Source organism: Rhizobium sp. BK379, assembly GCF_014193955.1.
Taxonomy (GTDB): Bacteria; Pseudomonadota; Alphaproteobacteria; order Rhizobiales; family Rhizobiaceae; genus Rhizobium.
Window position 1 is genome coordinate 145,219 of record NZ_JACIAD010000006.1, and the last position, 16,700, is coordinate 161,918.

16 protein-coding genes are annotated in these 16,700 nt (G+C 59.0%); 13 read left to right on the forward strand and 3 right to left on the reverse strand.

The features are described 5' to 3' along the window. Positions 1-8: 8 nt before the first annotated feature. Positions 9-443: a helix-turn-helix transcriptional regulator gene (locus FHT93_RS24660; protein WP_183849852.1), complete on the reverse strand. Its 435-nt coding sequence runs from the start codon at positions 441-443 to the stop codon at positions 9-11. Positions 444-1,000: 557 nt separating this feature from the next. Between FHT93_RS24660 and FHT93_RS24665 the strand changes: the two genes are divergently transcribed. The 9 genes from FHT93_RS24665 (at position 1,001) to FHT93_RS24705 (ending at position 8,352) form a co-directional block, all read left to right on the forward strand. Continuing rightward, the gene (locus tag FHT93_RS24665; RefSeq protein WP_112971787.1) at positions 1,001-1,687 is read left to right on the forward strand and encodes a dimethylsulfonioproprionate lyase family protein; all 687 of its coding nucleotides are present in this window, start codon (positions 1,001-1,003) and stop codon (positions 1,685-1,687) included. Between the two features lie 120 nt (positions 1,688-1,807). Further along, complete coding sequence (locus tag FHT93_RS24670) at positions 1,808-3,091, forward strand: cystathionine gamma-synthase family protein (protein WP_183849854.1); 1,284 nt, start codon at positions 1,808-1,810, stop codon at positions 3,089-3,091. A gap of 127 nt (positions 3,092-3,218) precedes the next feature. Beyond that, complete coding sequence (locus FHT93_RS24675) at positions 3,219-3,530, forward strand: DUF2934 domain-containing protein (RefSeq protein ID WP_113115711.1); 312 nt, start codon at positions 3,219-3,221, stop codon at positions 3,528-3,530. Between the two features lie 449 nt (positions 3,531-3,979). Then, positions 3,980-4,417, forward strand: coding sequence for a flagellar hook assembly protein FlgD (flgD, locus tag FHT93_RS24680; RefSeq protein ID WP_113014630.1), 438 nt, complete (start codon positions 3,980-3,982; stop codon positions 4,415-4,417). 237 nt (positions 4,418-4,654) lie between these two features. Continuing rightward, entirely contained in the window at positions 4,655-5,269 is a 615-nt protein-coding gene (locus FHT93_RS24685; RefSeq protein WP_183849856.1) for a LysE family translocator, read from the forward strand. Between the two features lie 49 nt (positions 5,270-5,318). Beyond that, a complete protein-coding gene (locus tag FHT93_RS24690; RefSeq protein ID WP_183849858.1) occupies positions 5,319-5,900 on the forward strand; it encodes a TetR/AcrR family transcriptional regulator in 582 nt (193 codons plus the stop codon). 91 nt (positions 5,901-5,991) lie between these two features. Further along, a complete protein-coding gene (locus FHT93_RS24695) occupies positions 5,992-6,621 on the forward strand; it encodes a hypothetical protein (protein WP_183849860.1) in 630 nt (209 codons plus the stop codon). 127 nt (positions 6,622-6,748) lie between these two features. Then, entirely contained in the window at positions 6,749-7,576 is an 828-nt protein-coding gene (locus FHT93_RS24700; protein WP_183850167.1) for a cytochrome b/b6 domain-containing protein, read from the forward strand. Continuing rightward, positions 7,573-8,352: a molybdopterin-binding protein gene (locus FHT93_RS24705; RefSeq protein WP_183849862.1), complete on the forward strand. Its 780-nt coding sequence runs from the start codon at positions 7,573-7,575 to the stop codon at positions 8,350-8,352. Before FHT93_RS24700 ends, FHT93_RS24705 begins: the two co-directional genes overlap by 4 nt. A 78-nt stretch (positions 8,353-8,430) precedes the next feature. Here the strand turns inward: FHT93_RS24705 and FHT93_RS24710 are convergent, their stop codons facing one another. Beyond that, positions 8,431-9,459, reverse strand: a complete 1,029-nt coding sequence (locus tag FHT93_RS24710; RefSeq protein WP_113115717.1) for a zinc transporter ZntB — start codon at positions 9,457-9,459, stop codon at positions 8,431-8,433. A gap of 203 nt (positions 9,460-9,662) precedes the next feature. After that, positions 9,663-10,505 carry an AraC family transcriptional regulator gene (locus FHT93_RS24715; protein WP_210295473.1) on the reverse strand — a complete coding sequence of 281 codons (843 nt, stop codon included), beginning with the start codon at positions 10,503-10,505 and terminating at the stop codon, positions 9,663-9,665. Positions 10,506-10,752: 247 nt separating this feature from the next. On the opposite strand from FHT93_RS24715, the gene FHT93_RS24720 reads away from it, so the two are divergent. The 4 genes from FHT93_RS24720 to FHT93_RS24735 all read left to right on the forward strand — a co-directional run bounded on the left by FHT93_RS24720 (position 10,753) and on the right by FHT93_RS24735 (position 16,690). Further along, positions 10,753-12,219, forward strand: coding sequence for an alpha-glucosidase/alpha-galactosidase (locus FHT93_RS24720; protein ID WP_183849864.1), 1,467 nt, complete (start codon positions 10,753-10,755; stop codon positions 12,217-12,219). Positions 12,220-12,341: 122 nt separating this feature from the next. Then, on the forward strand, positions 12,342-14,429 hold the full coding sequence (locus FHT93_RS24725; protein ID WP_183849866.1) for an ABC transporter substrate-binding protein: 2,088 nt from the start codon (positions 12,342-12,344) through the stop codon (positions 14,427-14,429). Positions 14,430-14,547: 118 nt separating this feature from the next. After that, positions 14,548-15,555: an ABC transporter permease gene (locus FHT93_RS24730; protein ID WP_112546383.1), complete on the forward strand. Its 1,008-nt coding sequence runs from the start codon at positions 14,548-14,550 to the stop codon at positions 15,553-15,555. Position 15,556: 1 nt separating this feature from the next. Beyond that, a complete protein-coding gene (locus FHT93_RS24735; protein WP_183849868.1) occupies positions 15,557-16,690 on the forward strand; it encodes an ABC transporter permease in 1,134 nt (377 codons plus the stop codon). Positions 16,691-16,700 lie beyond the last annotated feature (10 nt).

Genomic DNA, 16,700 nt, shown 5'->3' on the forward strand with positions numbered 1-16,700 from the left:
AAGAGCCCTCAGGCGCCGGTTTCGGGATGGATGATGTCGTCACTGTCAGGCTGCGTGCTCCTGGCCAGGCTCTTGGCAAGGGCAACGAGCTTCTGCCGGATAGCCGGGCTCTCTATCGCCATGAAGGCTCGGTTGAGGGCTTGGGCATCCTTCGACGTCAAGAACGCATTCAGATCATCCTTGCCGTTGCTGACAATGTTATAGGTGGTCGGCTCGGTGTCATTTTCGAAGAAGAATTGAACGGGTACGCCCAATGTCTCGGCGATCGTTTGCAATCGGCTCGCGCCAATGCGGTTTATGCCTTTTTCGTATTTCTGGATCTGCTGGAAGGTAACGCCGATTCGCTCCGCAAGCCCGACCTGCGACAGCCTGAGCAACTTGCGGCGTGCCCGCACCCTGCTGCCGACATAGGTATCGATCGATGTGGGCGACTTGGCCTTCATGGCTGGAACCTCCGGTCAACGGCGATCATTGCGAGGTTTGCGCCAAAATGCAACCGAAAGTAATATAATAATTTCTGTGACCGACGCTGCAGCATCAGTAACGTTTTGTTGAAAATAGCCTTTTTTATCGGAATCATTCGGTTGAACAATGTCTGACCTGAGCCAGGACAGTAAAAATATTGGCTGCGAACTGTAAATCCGGGAAAAGCTTCCCTTGTCCGCTTTCGCGTGAAATAGGGCAGGGTGCTTTCCTCGCAGGATAAGGCGTGGAAGAAAGATTCCTGAAGTTCGTTTGCGAGAAGGGGTTGCACGAGCAGCTCCGACGATCGGTCCAAGGTCGTGCAGCCGAACCGACTGGATGAAGTCGGGCATAACAAGGATTGCTCAAAGCGCGCCGCGATGGCGCCATTTCGTCAGTATAAAGGCCTGATGTGTCGCCATCCACAAGAGCGTGGACCTCCTTCTTCGTGATCGTCAATTTTGGCTGAGGCAGATTGATCAGAGTCCTTGCCGGATCTGGGTGGGGCACTGTAGGAAAGTCCTCCACGGAGAACGTTATGGGCAGGACCATCAAACGAGACGCAGATCTACTCATCACCGACGAGAAAGAGCCGGTGAAACACAGGCTGCGCGAGCGAGGTGCTGCCGAACGGCCGGTGGAGCTCGAGAATTTCCTGAACCTGCTGGCCCGCGCGATGCTGCATCCTTCGGCCTCGACGATGGCGAGTTTTGTCGCGGGAAAAGTCTTTCAAAAGCTGGAACGCACGGGAACGCTACGCGACAAGCGGCCCCCCGATACGGGAATCCCTTCAGGCCTCGAGGCGGCTCTTCAAAATGCAATCGCTGCTCGAGACATCTACGCCGAAGTGGCGCAAAGTGTTTGGCGTCTTGCGGAATCGCTCGTTTGGATCAGAGGCAGAAGCGGACCATTTGCCAGCCTGAATTTTGAAAGGGCCCATGCGCATAGCGTGATTGTTGGCCCGGGTGGCCTGGAAGACCGGGCGGATATCCGGGTCGGCCTGACTTACATGGAACCCTATAGCCGTTTTCCGGATCACGTGCAGCGGTTTTCAAGGGCCTTCCTGCTGCTTTCTCCCTGCGAGCTTTCGATTGCCGGGGAGAGCTGGTTTTCGACCGGAATAGGCGGCGTCTTTGCCGCTGAAGCGGGCCAGTCATTTGCCATGCGTTGCACCACCACCCCCCTTCTGGCGGTCTGGTGTCACGTTGAAGAGATTGGAAGGTGAATGGCAAATTTGTCGAGCTGGTCGTGAGGGGTGTTTCTCTGTTGCTGCAGTGCTCCAGATATTAGAAAGGCGCAGGCACGTTGTTGATGCCGGAAAGCCGCTAATTGAGGGAGACGTTCCATGACTGCACCGCATCCTCCAAGAACCCATATCGGCAATCATCCCCTGCATCCGGAAACCCAGATGCTCAACTATGGCTATGATCCGGAACTCTCCGAAGGTGCGGTCAAGCCGCCCGTCTTCCTGACGTCCACCTTCGTTTTCAACTCCGCCGAAGACGGTCGCGATTTCTTCGACTATGTCTCCGGCCGGAAAGAGCCGCCGGAAGGCAAGGGTGCAGGTCTCGTCTATTCGCGCTTCAATCATCCCAACAGCGAGATCGTGGAAGATCGTCTGGCGGTCTACGAGCGAGCCGAGAGCGGCGCGGTGTTTTCATCGGGAATGTCGGCCATCGCGACGGTACTGCTCGCCTTCGTTCGTCCGGGAGATGCGATCCTCCACTCGCAACCGCTTTATGGCGGGACGGAAACATTGCTTGCGAAGACCTTCCTCAATCTTGGCGTTGCCGCCGTCGGCTTTGCAGATGGCGTCAGCGAGGCCTCGGTAAAGGCTGCGGCCGCGGAGGCAATGGCCAAGGGACGTGTTTCGATTATCCTCATCGAGACGCCGGCAAACCCGACCAACAGTCTTGTCGACGTCGCGATGATCCGACGGGTTGCCGATCTGATTGGTCAGAAGCAGGGCCATACACCTATCGTCGCCTGCGATAACACGCTACTCGGCCCGGTATTCCAGCGCCCGATAGAGCATGGCGCAGACATTTCCCTCTATTCTCTGACCAAATATGTCGGCGGCCATTCGGATCTGATTGCGGGAGCAGCACTCGGCAGCCGGGCGTTGATCAAGCAGGTGAAGGCGCTTCGTGGTGCCATCGGCACGCAGCTCGATCCGCATTCATGCTGGATGCTCGGGCGCTCGCTCGAAACGCTGCAGATCCGCATGGAGCGGGCCGACAGCAATGCGAAGGCAGTGGCGGATTTCCTGAGGCAGCACCCCAAGGTCGAGACGATCCATTACTTGCCTTACAGCGATCCCGGCTCTGCTGTCGGCAGGACATTCGCTGCCCAATGCAGCGGCGCCGGTTCGACATTCTCCTTCGATATCCAGGGCGGCCAGCCGGCCTCGTTCCGGTTTCTCAACGCGTTGAAAATCTTCAAGCTTGCCGTCAGCCTCGGCGGAACGGAATCTCTGGCCTCGCATCCGGCAACCATGACCCATTCTGGCGTACCGGCCGAGGTACGCCAGCGCATTGGTGTTCTCGATGCAACGATCAGATTGTCGATCGGCATCGAACATCCAGACGACCTCATTGCCGACCTCACCCTGGCACTCGACGCAGCGTAGGTCGCAACCTTCAGCGTCGCTGCCAACAGTGCACCGGAGGACGCTGGGAAATGCGCGCGTAGCCATTGCCGTTGGAGCGCGGCGCGCCATCTGATTGCTCCTGGCAACAGCTTGACGGGAGGGTCAGATGGCATCGAATGAGGATCGTATCAGACAGCGCGCCTACGAGATCTGGGAACGGGAAGGTCGGCCACACGGCGAAGATCTGAAGCATTGGCTCCGGGCGTTTCAGGAAATCGCGGCGAGCGGCGAGGCTAACCGTCAGCCCGCCAAGAAGTCTCGCCCAAAAAAGGCCACCACTGCTGGCACTCCTGCGAAGCCGAAAAGCACAGCGAAGGCTAAAAGCGTTGGGAAGACCAAGAGCGATGCCCAGAGTGTTTCTACGACACCTCCGCCGGCGAAGCCCGCTAGGGCATCCGGGGGCGTCACAAAGCACTGAGTCAATCGGGCCGATATCGCGCGCCGACCTTTAGCTTGTGTCCTGTGCTGTCTTCTTGTGTCCGATAGGCCGTGCCTGTCGGATACGACGAACCCAGGTCCCGAATTGCGGCTGCGCGCCCAGAAACGTCGGCGAGTTCTCGACAACTGTACCCATCCTTCGAGCCCCGGCTGGATGATATCCGTCACCGATCTCGGTCGGCCAAGCGACAGCCTTTGGACGGGACTGTAAGGGCGGCACATGGCGGCCACGGCGAGAAAGCAGAACTTGCCTTGGGCAGGAGTTCCCATCTTTCAACATTGACATTGAACCTACTAGAAGGTAGGGATTGATATGGTTCCGAATGCATCATCTTCACGCCGGAGACTCATCTCTGAAACTACCGACTAGTAGGTATTTAGTGTCGGTATCACACGGCTTCCAACTGACCCAAACAACCGAGATCAACTATGACAACAAGTTCTCTCACGGGCCTCGGCTCCTCCACGGCGGGCAACCCGACCACGGCGCAGCAGAAGGCGATGGTGAATTATGACGACTTCCTGCAGCTCCTCATCGCGCAGTTGAAGAACCAGGATCCGACCGACCCCGTGGATGCCAGTGAACAACTGGCCCAGCTCGCCAGCTTCTCGCAGGTCGAACAGACGATCCAGACGAATCAGAAGCTGGATGCCCTGCTGGCTGGTTCCAGCCTCGCTCAGGCCGAAGGCTATATCGGCAAATATATCGAGAGTGCGGATGGCACGGTCAAAGGTACGATTGCTTCCGTCAAGATCTATAGCGACGGAATCATAGCCACAACGACGGAGGGCGGGAAGATTCTTATCCAGCCTGGTGTCAGCCTCTCGCAACCGGACGGTGGCAGCGCAGCGAACGAAGGATCCTGACCTTCACCGAGGCACTTTTGCGCCGCGGAAAGATCTTTCGGGCAAAGATCTTCGGCGAGTGCGCGACACATCTGCGAAACCAATCGTTGATCGGCTGTCTCCGTCCAAAGACCCGCAGTGCCCTTCCCATCTGATGCGCTCCAGCGCAGCCAGGGTTACGGGAGTTCACCGGGCCGGCCACGCTTGCTTCCATGATCGATGTGGCCACAGCAGGCATCCTGCCGCCTGGAAGAAAATATGATCATTGAGATTCTTTTACCGCTGTTTCTATTCGTTTTTGCGGCGACCATCACACCCGGCCCCAACAACATTATGGTCATGACATCAGGGGCAAATTTTGGACTTAAACGCTCGCTGCCGCATCTCCTCGGAATTTCGGGAGGAGTTTCGGGAATAGTCCTCGTGATGGGCCTGGGTCTTATAACGCTTCTAGACGCCGCTCCGTTTCTGGTTGGATTATTTGAAATCGCGTCAGTCCTCTATCTTCTGTGGCTTGCATACAGGATCGCAACTGCGCAGGCGGCGAGAAACAGCGCCGCGGGAGCAAGGCCCCTATCGTTTGTCGGTGCCGCGGCCTTTCAGGTGATCAATCCCAAAGTCTGGGCAACCGGGGTGTCGGCGATAACCCTGTTTGATCCGGATCGTTCGATCGGTTCGGCAATGATAATTGCTGCTGCCTACGGAGTGATCGGTCTCCTATCCAACGTGATCTGGACCTGGACCGGCACAGTTCTCAGGGGATGGTTGTCGATCGGGCGCAGGTTGAGGTTCTTCAACGTTACGGCTTCTGTCCTGCTCGTTGCGTCCCTCTACCCCGCCATTCATCATGTTCGGGATATTTTCCAAAAATAAAAGGGGAAGTGGGGTTGATTATCTACCTACTAGAAGGTAGAAATTATTTATGAGCAATCTTTCGACTACCTATGACGAAATCCTGGACAGTGCAGAAAAGCTGATCGTATCGGGCGGCTATAACGGGTTCAGTTATGCCGACATCGCTGCCGTTGTCGGAATCCGCAAAGCCAGCATCCATCATCATTTTCCAAGCAAGGTCGATCTGGTGCGCACGCTTGTCGCCCGCTATCGCGCAAGGGCCGAGACTGGTTTGGCCGAGGTTGAAAGCAGGTTCAGCGATCCGCTCGAGTTGCTGAAGACCTATGCCGGTTTTTGGGCGCAATGTATCGAGGATGCGAGCCGTCCATTTTGTGTCTGCGCGCTTCTTGCAAGCGAGCTGCCCGCCCTTCCTTTGGACGTGGCAATCGAAGTGCGGGCCTATTTTCAGCATCTCTCCGGATGGCTGACATCGGTCATCGAGCGCGGTGACCAGCAAGGATCCCTGGTAATCTCGTGCCCGGCGCGCATAGAGGCGGAGGCTTTCATGGCCACTGTCCATGGCGCAATGCTATCGGCACGAGCCTATGGGACGCCCGCTGTCTTTGAACTCATTCTCGAGCCTAGTCTTCAACGGCTCCGGCCGCGATGATCTCATTCCTGTCGGCGGGGCGGTGCGTCGACGGAAATATCTGTCAAAATAGCGCCCTCTAAACTACCAACTAGTAGGTAAGGAATCTCACATGTTGCGCAGACTTCTTCCAGTCATCATGGTCGCCGGCTTGGCCGGCATTCCGGCAACCCTTGTTTCGCCAGCCTCTGTCCAGGCCGAAGAGAAAAAGGCCGAACTCCACATCCGAGGTAGTGTCGTCGACTTTGCAGGTTCTAACTTGAAAGTGAAGACGCGCGAGGGAGAAACCGTCGATGTCGCTCTCGCGGACGGCTGGCAGGTTGCCAGCGTCGCCAACGCAAAGGTCACCGACATCCAGCCCGGAGACTACGTAGGCATCGCCACCCTGCCGAAGGATCAGGGTGGAGATGGCGCTCTCGAAGTTCTGAATTTTCCGCCCGCTCTCAAGGGAGCCGGCGAAGGAAGCTTTGGCTGGGATCTCAAACCCAACAGCAGCATGACCAATGCCACGGTCGCCGATGCGGTCAAGGATGTCGACGGACGGACCGTTACTGTGTCCTACCACGGCAAGGAAAAGAAGATTTCCATTCCGGACGGCACTCCGGTGGTGACGATCGCCCCTGCAACCAAGGACGACCTGGTTGCAGGGGCGGTGGTCTTCATATCGGCCGAGAAGGCTTCGAGCGGCACAGTCGCGCATCGCGTTATCGTCGGCAAGAATGGCGTGGTACCTCCCATGTGAGCCACGTCGCCGCCGGTCGGCTTCCGCCCCCATTGGCCGACCGGCGGCATCCAGCATTGCAATACACCCAATAAATCAATCTGACCGGAAGGCCGCATCCGTGAGCGACAGTCCCGACAACGACAATATGCGATATCCCCGGATCCTGATGATCCATCGTCATTCCCTGGTCACGCGGCTGACGCATTGGCTGAACGTCATCTGCCTGAGCGTCCTGCTCTTAAGCGGATTGCAGATTTTCAACGCTCATCCCGAACTTTACTGGGGGCACTATGGGGCAGACGGCGACCAAGCTGTCCTGACGATCGGCTCGAGCGGACAGGGCGACGATATCAGTGGTTTCGTCCGGATCGCCGGCGTCGAGGTGCCGACATCAGGTGTTCTGGGCGTCTCGACCTTCGAGGGGAGCCCGACGCCGCGGGCATTTCCGGCCTGGGCAACGATTCCGTCGTTTCAGGATCTCGCAACCGGCCGCCGCTGGCACTTCTTCTTCGCCTGGCTTTTTCTCGTCAACGGCATTTTCTATCTCGGCTTCGGCATCCTGAGCGGCCATTTTCGGCGTGACCTCGCACCGGCGCGCAGGGATCTTTCCCCGCGTCATCTGTGGCGCGAAATCCTCGACCACGCACGTCTGCGCTTCCCGCGAGGGGAAGAAGCGAAGCGCTACAATGCGCTCCAAAAGCTCACTTACCTTGCCGTGATCGTCATTCTGCTGCCGACAATGTTGCTGACCGGCCTGACGATGTCTCCCGGCTTTGATGCCATCGTGCCCGCCCTGGTGGATATTTTCGGCGGGCGCCAGTCGGCGCGCACGATCCACTTCATGACCGCAACGCTTCTCGTCCTCTTCGTGCTCGTCCATGTGGCGATGGTCGTGCTGTCGGGAACCTGGAACAACATGCGCTCGATGATCACGGGTCGCTATGCCATCAGAGAAAAAGGTCCACATTCATGACGCGTCCCTTCCTGACCCGCAGGCGCTTTCTCATCGGCAGCACGCTCGGCGCCTCTGCACTCACGCTCTCAGGCTGCGACATACTGGAACAGAACGCGGTCCTGGCCAGCGTTATCCGCTCGGCCGAAAATCTGACGATGAAGGCGCAAAGGCTGCTGCAGGGACGCGATGCTCTCGCCCGCGAATTTGCCGAGACGGACATTTCTCCCTCTTTCCGGGTGAACGGCACGAGCGCGCCTGACAGCGAAGACTATGCCGAACTCGTCGAAGGCAAATTCGCAACCTGGCGATTGAAGATCGACGGTCTCGTCGATCGGCCCCAGGAACTCTCCCTCATTGATCTCAAGAGGCTTCCGGCTCGCACCCAGATCACCCGCCATGATTGCGTCGAGGGGTGGAGCGCGATCGGGAAATGGACGGGAGTTCCGCTTGGGGCCGTCCTGAGCTCGGCAGGACTGAAGCCGAACGCCCGATTTGCGGTCTTTCACTGTGCCGACGAGCTGGAGAAGACACTTGATGGAAGTGGCCGCTACTATGAGAGCATTGACCTGATCGACGCGTTCCATCCGCAGACAATCCTAGCCTATCAGATGAACGGGAAGGATCTGTCTGTCGGTCATGGCGCGCCTCTCCGGCTGCGGGTCGAACGGCAACTCGGCTACAAGCAGGCCAAATATATCATGCGCATCGAGATCGTCGACAGCTTTGCCGGCCTGTGGGGCGGCAATGGCGGTTTCTGGGAAGACCGCGGCTACGAGTGGTACGCAGGGATCTGAGCGATCCCGTGCCCTCGTGCGATCGTCTTGTATTGAAGTCATCGGGAAAGGCAGTTCGGGATCTCTGCCCTTGGCTGCTCATAGCCAATTGATCCGTTTGAGGACCATCAGCGTTGCAACGGACGTGACCGCAACAAAGCCAACGATGATGATGAAAGCCCAGGTGTCGTTGACGCCAGGGATACCGCCAACATTCATGCCGAAAAGACCGGCGACCACGCTCGGCGGTAGCAGCAGGGCGGCGAGCGCGGCGAGGCGATTGGAATTGCGGGCAATCCTTTCGCTGATGACCGTGGACAGGTCGTCATGAAGAATGCCGGTACGGTCACGGATGGCATCGAGATATTCGATGAAGCGCATCAGCTTGTCGATGACCTCGCGGAAACGCAACTTGTCGCGCTCCTTCAGCCACGGTGCGTCGTCATGCTCGATGCGGTTTAGGGCGTCGCGCTGAGGGGCGAGATAGCGCCGAAGCTGCACGGACCGGCGGCGAAGCTGCTTCAGCCGCTCGCGGACTTCGCTGGCTTCGCCGTGAAAGATCAATTCATCCAGCTCGTCGACCTCTTCGTCCATCGTGTCGAGCACCGGTTCGAGGTCGCGGACCAGCTTTTCGCTGACAAGGGCGAGCAGTTCCCCCGTCTGTTTCGGCCCCTTGCCCTTGTCGAGCGCAAGGCGGATATCGCGCAAGGCGGTTATATAGTGGCCGCTGTCGCGCAGGGTCACCAGCCGGCGCTGATCGGCCCATACGTGAAGGGGAACGAGATCGATTTCCGCCGACCTGACCTCCGCCTCTTCCGGCGGAGCGGCACAGACGCCGCGAAGAATGATCAGCAGCCCGTCATCGATGGCTTCGACGCGCGGCCGCGTTTCCTCTTCCAGCAAGGCGTCGGCGACGAGCGGGTCGAAGCCGCCTCTGGTCGTCACCCATTCGGCAGCGGCTGGATGATCGCGTTCGAAATGCAGCCAGATGACGCCGTCATCCGGCGTCCATCGGCGCACTGCTTCCATGTCGAGGGTGCGACAGCCGCCATTGCCGTCAAGAAGCACGGCGAAACGCAAACCCGGCTCGACGCCGTAACTTGCGATGCTCACCACCTGCTCGCCCATGAATAACCTCCAGCAGCCAAAGCCCACCTCCCGTAAGCACAGATCAACAGCTTAGCGAGTCGCTGTCAGGCGGCAAGATGGTCTGTGTCCGGAGAGCAAGGCTGCAGGCATTCGTCTGAACTTGAGGTGCTAGATCGAATTCCATAAATCCTGGTCGCGCCGGCGATTTTGTCGCGGGATATATTCTGTCTTCAATTGACCGCTTACCGGCCGCGGCCGATGCTCGCATACATGCCGGTCGTGCGAAACTCCGTCGGCGTGATGCCGTAAACGCGTCGGAAGACCTTGGCGAAGTAATTGGCGTCTTCGAAGCCGCACATGATCGAGACTTCCTTGACCGGCAGGAAATCCGCCTTGGTCAGCAGCTTTGCTGCGCGCTGCAGGCGCTGCTGCAAGACATATTCGGCTGGCGGCACGCCCTCGCTTTCGGCGAAGCTGCGAGAAAAGTGGGCGCGGCTCAAACCGACGATTGCCGCAAGCTCGCTGACCGGAAGCGGCTTTTCCAGATTTGCGTTGATATGGTCGGTCACCGCCTGCATGGCGCGTTGCTCGGCCATTGAGGCGGAAGCGCCGAAGATGTCATCATAGAGCGCCATGGCGGCTTCATAGGCGACCGCCGAAGCCGAGCCCGGCGTGTTTGCGCCTTTGACGAGCCGCAGGCTGCAGTCCGCCAGATGATCGATGGTCGATTGCTGCAGCTTGAAGACCGGCCCGGCGAGTGCCAGCACCATCTTGTGGATGCGCAGCGTTTCTTCACCGTTCATCGAGATCCAGAAATATTCCCAGCGGTCGCCCTTTTCCAGCCAGTAGCGGTGATTGTGCGGCACGAGCACCATCATCGTGTCGCCGCTCTGGAGCTTGTAATTGCGATTCTGGTAGCGCAGGCGGCCGGTGCCGCTGATCGTATGCTGCAGCACCGTGAAGGGTGTCAGGCCGCGCTTTCTGCCGTCCCAATCATAGGTCTCGTTTTCACGCACCTCGTAGCCGGCGCTTGTGGGCATGGCATGCAAACGCTGGCGTCCGCGCGGCAGCGAAACGGTTCTCATCGACTGGCCGTTGGCGATCAAATCATGCAGCACAAAATTACCCTCGAAAGCATAATCCTTCTCTGGCCGCTCCTGCGAATATGCGCATAATCCCCTCTCACAAGAGGAAGAGATCGCGGTCGAAAGAACGGCCGGGAGGAATACAGGCGCTATTTCCCGGTATTTTCAGACGATGTGCGAAAGCATGCCGCCTGATCCTCCTTTGCCGTCTTTTTACCTAGCATTTGATCGGATCGAGGTGAAGGATATGAGTTTCAAAATCGCTATTATCGGGGCAGGCAGTGTCGGCTTCACCAAGAAGCTGTTCACGGACATTCTCTGCGTGCCGGAATTCAAGGACATCGAATTCGCGCTGACCGACCTCAGCGAGCATAACCTCCAGATGATCAAGGCGATCCTCGACAAGATCGTCGAGTCGAACAAGCTGCCGACGAAGGTGACGGCCACGACAGATCGCCGCAAGGCGTTGGAAGGCGCGCGTTATGTCATCAGCTGCGTGCGCGTCGGCGGGCTGGAAGCCTATGCCGACGACATCAGAATTCCGCTGAAATACGGTATCGACCAGTGCGTTGGCGATACGATCTGCGCCGGCGGCATTCTCTATGGCCAGCGCAATATTCCCGTCATCCTCGATTTCTGCAAGGATATCCGCCAGGTCGCAGCACCGGGCGCGAAGTTCCTGAACTATGCCAATCCGATGGCGATGAACACCTGGGCGGCCATCGAATATGGCAAGGTCGATACGGTCGGCCTCTGCCACGGTGTCCAACATGGCGCCGAACAGATTGCCGAAGTGCTGGGCGCCAAGTCGCAGAGCGAGCTTGACTACATCTGCTCCGGCATCAATCACCAGACCTGGTTCGTCGATCTGCGTCTCAACGGCCGCAAGATCGGCAAGGATGAGCTGGTCGCCGCTTTCGAGGCGCACCCTGTCTATTCGCAGCAGGAGAAGCTGCGTATCGACGTCTTGAAGCGCTTCGGCGTCTATTCGACGGAAAGCAACGGTCATCTCTCCGAATACCTGCCCTGGTATCGCAAGCGGCCGGACGAAATCACCCGCTGGATCGATATGTCGGACTGGATCCATGGCGAGACCGGCGGCTATCTGCGTCACTCGACAGAGACCCGCAACTGGTTCGAGACGGAGTTCCCGCAATTCCTCGCTTCGGCCGAAAAGCCGATCGATCCGGCCAAGCGCTCCAACGAGCATGCGAGCCATATCCTGGAGGCGCTGGAGACCGGTCGGGTCTATCGCGGTCACTTCAACGTCAAGAATACCGGCGTCATCACCAACCTGCCATCCGACGCCATCATCGAGTCGCCCGGCTTCGTCGATCGCTTCGGCATCAACATGGTCTCCGGCATCACCATTCCGGAAGCCTGTGCTGCGACTTGCATCTCGTCGATCAATGTCCAGCGCATGTCGGTGCATGCGGCGATTTCCGGCGATATCGATCTCCTGAAGCTCGCCGTACTGCACGATCCGCTGGTTGGTGCCGTCTCGACCCCGGAAGAGGTTTGGCAGATGGTCGATGAAATGGTGGTCGCCCAGGCGCGCTGGCTGCCGCAATATGCTGATGCCGTTCCGGCTGCCAAGGAGCGGCTGGCAAATTCCAAGGTGAAGACGAGGGAGTGGGAAGGCGCTGCGCGCCGCCATGTCCGCTCCATCGAGGAACTTCGCGTTGAAAAGGCCGCGCTGAAGCAAGCCGTTTAAGTCAGGTGAGGGAGGCTGCGGCGGTTCTTCGGGAGGAAGGCCGTCGCGCTGGAGCTTCCTTCATTACCGTTTGAGGAGAAGCGGAGACGCGTACAAGCGCTCCGGAACAAGAGGGAGAGACGATGACGAATTTCCGTAAGATCGGCATCCTGGCAGGACTGGCGCTCAGCGTTTCAGTCGCGGCCCTGAATGCCTATGCGTCCGAGCCTACAGTGCCGCCAGCCCCGCCGGCTTTCCCGGCGGAAGGCAAGATCAAATATGTGTCCCGCGACTCCATCCTGGAGTTCAAGGCGCTGCCCGAATATCATGAGCCGGACTGGGTAACGAAGAATTTCGTCGACACCGGCAAGCTGCCGGCGGTCAAGGATCGCCTGCCCAAGGAACCGATGGTCTTCAAGACCGAGAACATGCCTGACGGTCCCGGCGTCTATGGCGACGTGATGCGCCATGTCATCGGCGGCCGGCCGGAAGGCTGGAACTACGGTGCCGGTCAGACGCAGGGCTGGGGTGGCATCGATATCGGCCTCTCCGAATGCCTGACACGCACAGCACCGCTCTTCCAGGTGGAAGCCAAGGATACCGAGCCGTTGCCGAACCTCGCCGAGGGCTGGGAGTGGTCGCAGGATGGTCACAAGCTGACCATGCACCTGATCGAAGGCGCCAAGTGGTCCGACGGCGCGCCCTTCAACGCCGATGACCTCATGTTCTATTGGGAAGACGAAGTCATCGACCCGAACGTTTCGCCGCTCGGCGGCGGCGCGTCGCCGGAGGCCTTCGGTGAGGGAACGACGCTCACGAAGATCGACGACTACACGGTTGAATGGACCTTCAAGGAAGCCTTCCCGAAGCAGTATCTCTATACGATGGCCTACCCCAACTTCTGCCCGGGTCCGTCGCATATTCTCAAACTCCAGCACCCGAAATATTCGAAGAACACTTACGATCAGTTCAAGAACGCCTTCCCGCCGGAATTCATGAACATGCCGGTCATGGGCGCCTGGGTGCCGGTCGAATATCGGCCCGATGATATCATCGTCATGCGCCGCAATCCCTATTACTGGAAGGTCGACGAGAAGGGCAATCAGCTGCCTTATCTCAATGAGCTGCACTACAAGCTCTCGACCTGGGCCGACCGTGACGTACAGGCTGTAGCCGGTTCTGCCGACTTCTCGAACCTCGAGCAGCCGGAAAACTTCGTGGCCTCGCTGAAGCGTGCCGCCGAAAAGACCGCTCCTGCGCGTCTCGCCTTCGGCCCGCGCCTCATCGGCTATAACCTGCGCATGAACCTGTCGGGCAATGGCTGGGGTGATCCCGACGCCCGCAGTCAGGCGATCCGCGAACTCGACCGCAACGAGGACTTCCGCAAGGCTATAACCATGGCGGTCGACCGCAAGGCGATCGGCGACTCCCTCGTCAAGGGACCGTTCACGGCAATTTATGCAGGCGGCCTTTCCTCCGGCACGAGCTTCTATGATCGCAACTCGACAGTCTACTATCCCTTCGATCTGAAGGGTGCGAAGGCACTGCTTGCCAAGGTCGGCCTGAAGGATACCGACGGCGATGGCTTCGTGAACTTCCCGGCCGGAACAGCTGACGGCAAGAACGTCGAGATCGTGCTTCTCGTCAACAACGACTACACCACCGACAAGAGCCTTGCCGAAGGTGTCGTCGGCCAGATGGAAAAGCTCGGCATCAAGATCATCATCAATGCTCTTGATGGCCCCAAGCGGGACAATGCGCATTACGCCGGCCAGTTCGACTGGCTGATCCAGCGCAACACAACCGAGCTCGCGTCCGTGGTGCAGAACACCGAACAGCTTGCCGCTGTCGGCCCGCGTACCAGCTGGCACCATCGCGCCGGCAAGGATAATCAGCTCGACCTCCTGCCTTACGAAAAGGAGCTTGCAGACATCGTCAACAAGTTCCGCACGAGCCAGGACAATGACGAGCGCGTGGCCCTCATGAAGCAGTACCAGAAGACGGCAACCGAACACGTCGATACCGTCGGCCTGACCGAATATCCGGGCGCGCTGATCATCAACAAGCGTTTCTCGAATATCCCCGAGGGCACGCCGATCATGATGTTCAACTGGGCCGAGGACTCCGTCATCCGCGAGCGTGTGTGGGTGGCCGCCGACAAGCAGGGCAAGTACGAACTCTTCCCTCAACAGCTTCCCGGTAAGCCCGGGGACAAGGGTCCGATAAACTAAGAGCTCCCTCCCGAATGACAAGAGCTTCCGGTCGCGCGTGCTGCGCGCGGCCGGTCAGAATCAACAAGCCGGCCGCGCTGAGACGAGCGACTGGCGGCAAGGAGAAGCGAACCGTCCGATGTTACGATTCCTGCTCATGCGCATCGCCTCGGCGATCCCCGTCCTCTTCATCCTGAGCGTGGTGACCTTCGCGATTATCCAGGCACCCCCCGGAGATTATGCCGATTACATCCGTTCGCAGTTGATCAATCAGGGCGGCGCTTCCTTCGCGCAAGCCGATGCCCAGGCTCAGGCCTATCGTGTCGAACATGGCCTCGATCAGCCGCTGGTCGTCCAGTACGTCAACTGGATCACGGGAATCGTGACCAGAGGCGATTTCGGTTACAGCATGTTCTACAACAAGCCGGTTGCCGACGTGGTCGGAGAGCGCCTGCCGCGCACGCTGGCCCTGGCGCTGGTCTGCCACATTTTCGCGTCCATCCTCGGCATCACCTTCGGCATCTGGGCGGCGACCCGCCAATATAGCTGGATCGACAGCCTGCTCTCCGGCATCTCTTTCCTCGGCATGACGGTGCCGCGCTTTCTGATGGCGCTGATCATCGTCTACCTGCTCGTCTTCCAGTTCAATGTGACGGAAATCGGCAGCTTCTTCTCACCGCAATATGGCGGAGCGCCGTGGTCCTGGGCGAAATTCATGGATCTCGTGAGCCACGTCTGGCCGGTCGTCGCGATCGCCACCTTCGGCGGGCTCGCCTACAATATGCGCGTCATGCGCGGCAATCTGCTCGATACGCTGAACGCCCAATATGTCGAGACGGCGCGTGCCAAGGGGCTTTCGGGCGGCGCGGTCGTCATGCGCCACGCCGTTCCAAACGCGCTCCATCCGCTCGTCATGTATCAGGGTGTCGTGCTTCCCTACATGCTGACCGGCGAGATCGAGACCGCGATCATCTTCGCTCTGCCAACAGTCGGTCCGGCAATCGTCGGCTCCATGGCGATCGGTGACGTCTATGTCACTGCGACTTTCATGCTGGTGCTGTCGGCGACGCTGATCGTCGGCAACATCATCGCCGACATGCTGCTTGCCATGCTCGATCCGCGGGTCCGTCAATATGGAGGAGCCTGATATGTTTGCCTTCGACTCTTCCACACCGCCGCCGCCACACGAGGAAACGGTCAAGAATACCAGCCATGGCAATGAGAGCTATATGGCGCTGGTCTGGCGCCGGCTGCGGCGCTCCTGGACGGGCATGATCGGCCTCATCCTCGTCGGGCTCCTGATCATCACGGCGATCTTTGCCGATTTCTTCGCGCCGATGGACCCGAAGGCGACCGATGTCGGCTTTGCGCCGCCGCAGCTCATCAGCATCCACGACAAGGAGGGCAGTCTCGTCTGGCCGCGCGTCTATGCACTTGCGGATTCCGAAGAGCTCGATCCGGTCACTTTCCAGCCGGTCGTCGGCCTGGATTATGACAATCCGCGTCTGCTCGGCTTCTTCGTGAAGGGTGCTGACTATAATCTGCTCGGTCTCATCCCGGCCAATCGCCATTTCTTTGGTACGGTCGATGGCGAACCGGTGCATTTCCTCGGTACCGACAAGTTCGGCCGAGACGTGCTGTCGCGCGCCATTATCGGCTCACGCATCTCGCTGATGATTGCGCTGACGGTGGTCTTCATCGTGACGGTCGTCGGCACCACTGTCGGGATGGTGTCAGGCTACTATGGCGGTGCCTTCGATGTCTGGGTGCAGCGCTTCGTCGAGCTGGTGCTCGCCTTCCCGCAGCTGCCGCTTTATCTGGCGCTGACATCGCTGATCCCGATCACAGCGCCGACCAACATCTTCCTCGCCTTCGTGATCTTCGTCATGTCGGCGCTTGGCTGGGCGCAGATGTCGCGCGAGGTGCGCGGCAAGACTCTGGCCCTGGCGCGTATCGAATATGTGCGGGCAGCAATGGCCGTTGGTGCCACCGACCGGCGCATCATCTTCCAGCATATCTTCCCGAATGTGATGAGCCACGTGATTGTCGCAGTCACCATCCACATTCCGAGCGTCGTGCTGCTCGAATCCTTCCTCGGCTTCCTCGGCTTTGCCGTGAAGCCGCCGCTGATCTCCTGGGGGCTGATGCTGCAGGATACCGCGAATTATTCCGTCATCGGAACCTATCCCTGGATTCTCTCGCCCGTCGCCTTCGTGCTGGTCACCGTCTTCGCCTTCAATGCTTTGGGCGACGGTCTGCGCGATGCGGTCGATCCCTATTGAGGTGATGAAG

Excerpts from the sequence above, each read along its gene's own strand:
- FHT93_RS24725 (WP_183849866.1), top strand. The coding sequence starts at position 12,342 with ATGACGAATTTCCGTAAGATCGGCATCCTGGCAGGACTGGCGCTCAGC.
- FHT93_RS24700 (WP_183850167.1), top strand. The coding sequence starts at position 6,749 with ATGCGATATCCCCGGATCCTGATGATCCATCGTCATTCCCTGGTCACG.
- FHT93_RS24705 (WP_183849862.1), top strand. The coding sequence starts at position 7,573 with ATGACGCGTCCCTTCCTGACCCGCAGGCGCTTTCTCATCGGCAGCACG.
- FHT93_RS24695 (WP_183849860.1), top strand. The coding sequence starts at position 5,992 with ATGTTGCGCAGACTTCTTCCAGTCATCATGGTCGCCGGCTTGGCCGGC.
- FHT93_RS24715 (WP_210295473.1), bottom strand. The coding sequence starts at position 10,505 with ATGAGAACCGTTTCGCTGCCGCGCGGACGCCAGCGTTTGCATGCCATG.
- FHT93_RS24675 (WP_113115711.1), top strand. The coding sequence starts at position 3,219 with ATGGCATCGAATGAGGATCGTATCAGACAGCGCGCCTACGAGATCTGG.
- FHT93_RS24665 (WP_112971787.1), top strand. The coding sequence starts at position 1,001 with ATGGGCAGGACCATCAAACGAGACGCAGATCTACTCATCACCGACGAG.
- FHT93_RS24690 (WP_183849858.1), top strand. The coding sequence starts at position 5,319 with ATGAGCAATCTTTCGACTACCTATGACGAAATCCTGGACAGTGCAGAA.
- FHT93_RS24735 (WP_183849868.1), top strand. The coding sequence starts at position 15,557 with ATGTTTGCCTTCGACTCTTCCACACCGCCGCCGCCACACGAGGAAACG.
- FHT93_RS24685 (WP_183849856.1), top strand. The coding sequence starts at position 4,655 with ATGATCATTGAGATTCTTTTACCGCTGTTTCTATTCGTTTTTGCGGCG.
- FHT93_RS24670 (WP_183849854.1), top strand. The coding sequence starts at position 1,808 with ATGACTGCACCGCATCCTCCAAGAACCCATATCGGCAATCATCCCCTG.
- FHT93_RS24720 (WP_183849864.1), top strand. The coding sequence starts at position 10,753 with ATGAGTTTCAAAATCGCTATTATCGGGGCAGGCAGTGTCGGCTTCACC.
- FHT93_RS24660 (WP_183849852.1), bottom strand. The coding sequence starts at position 443 with ATGAAGGCCAAGTCGCCCACATCGATCGATACCTATGTCGGCAGCAGG.
- FHT93_RS24730 (WP_112546383.1), top strand. The coding sequence starts at position 14,548 with ATGTTACGATTCCTGCTCATGCGCATCGCCTCGGCGATCCCCGTCCTC.
- flgD (WP_113014630.1), top strand. The coding sequence starts at position 3,980 with ATGACAACAAGTTCTCTCACGGGCCTCGGCTCCTCCACGGCGGGCAAC.
- FHT93_RS24710 (WP_113115717.1), bottom strand. The coding sequence starts at position 9,459 with ATGGGCGAGCAGGTGGTGAGCATCGCAAGTTACGGCGTCGAGCCGGGT.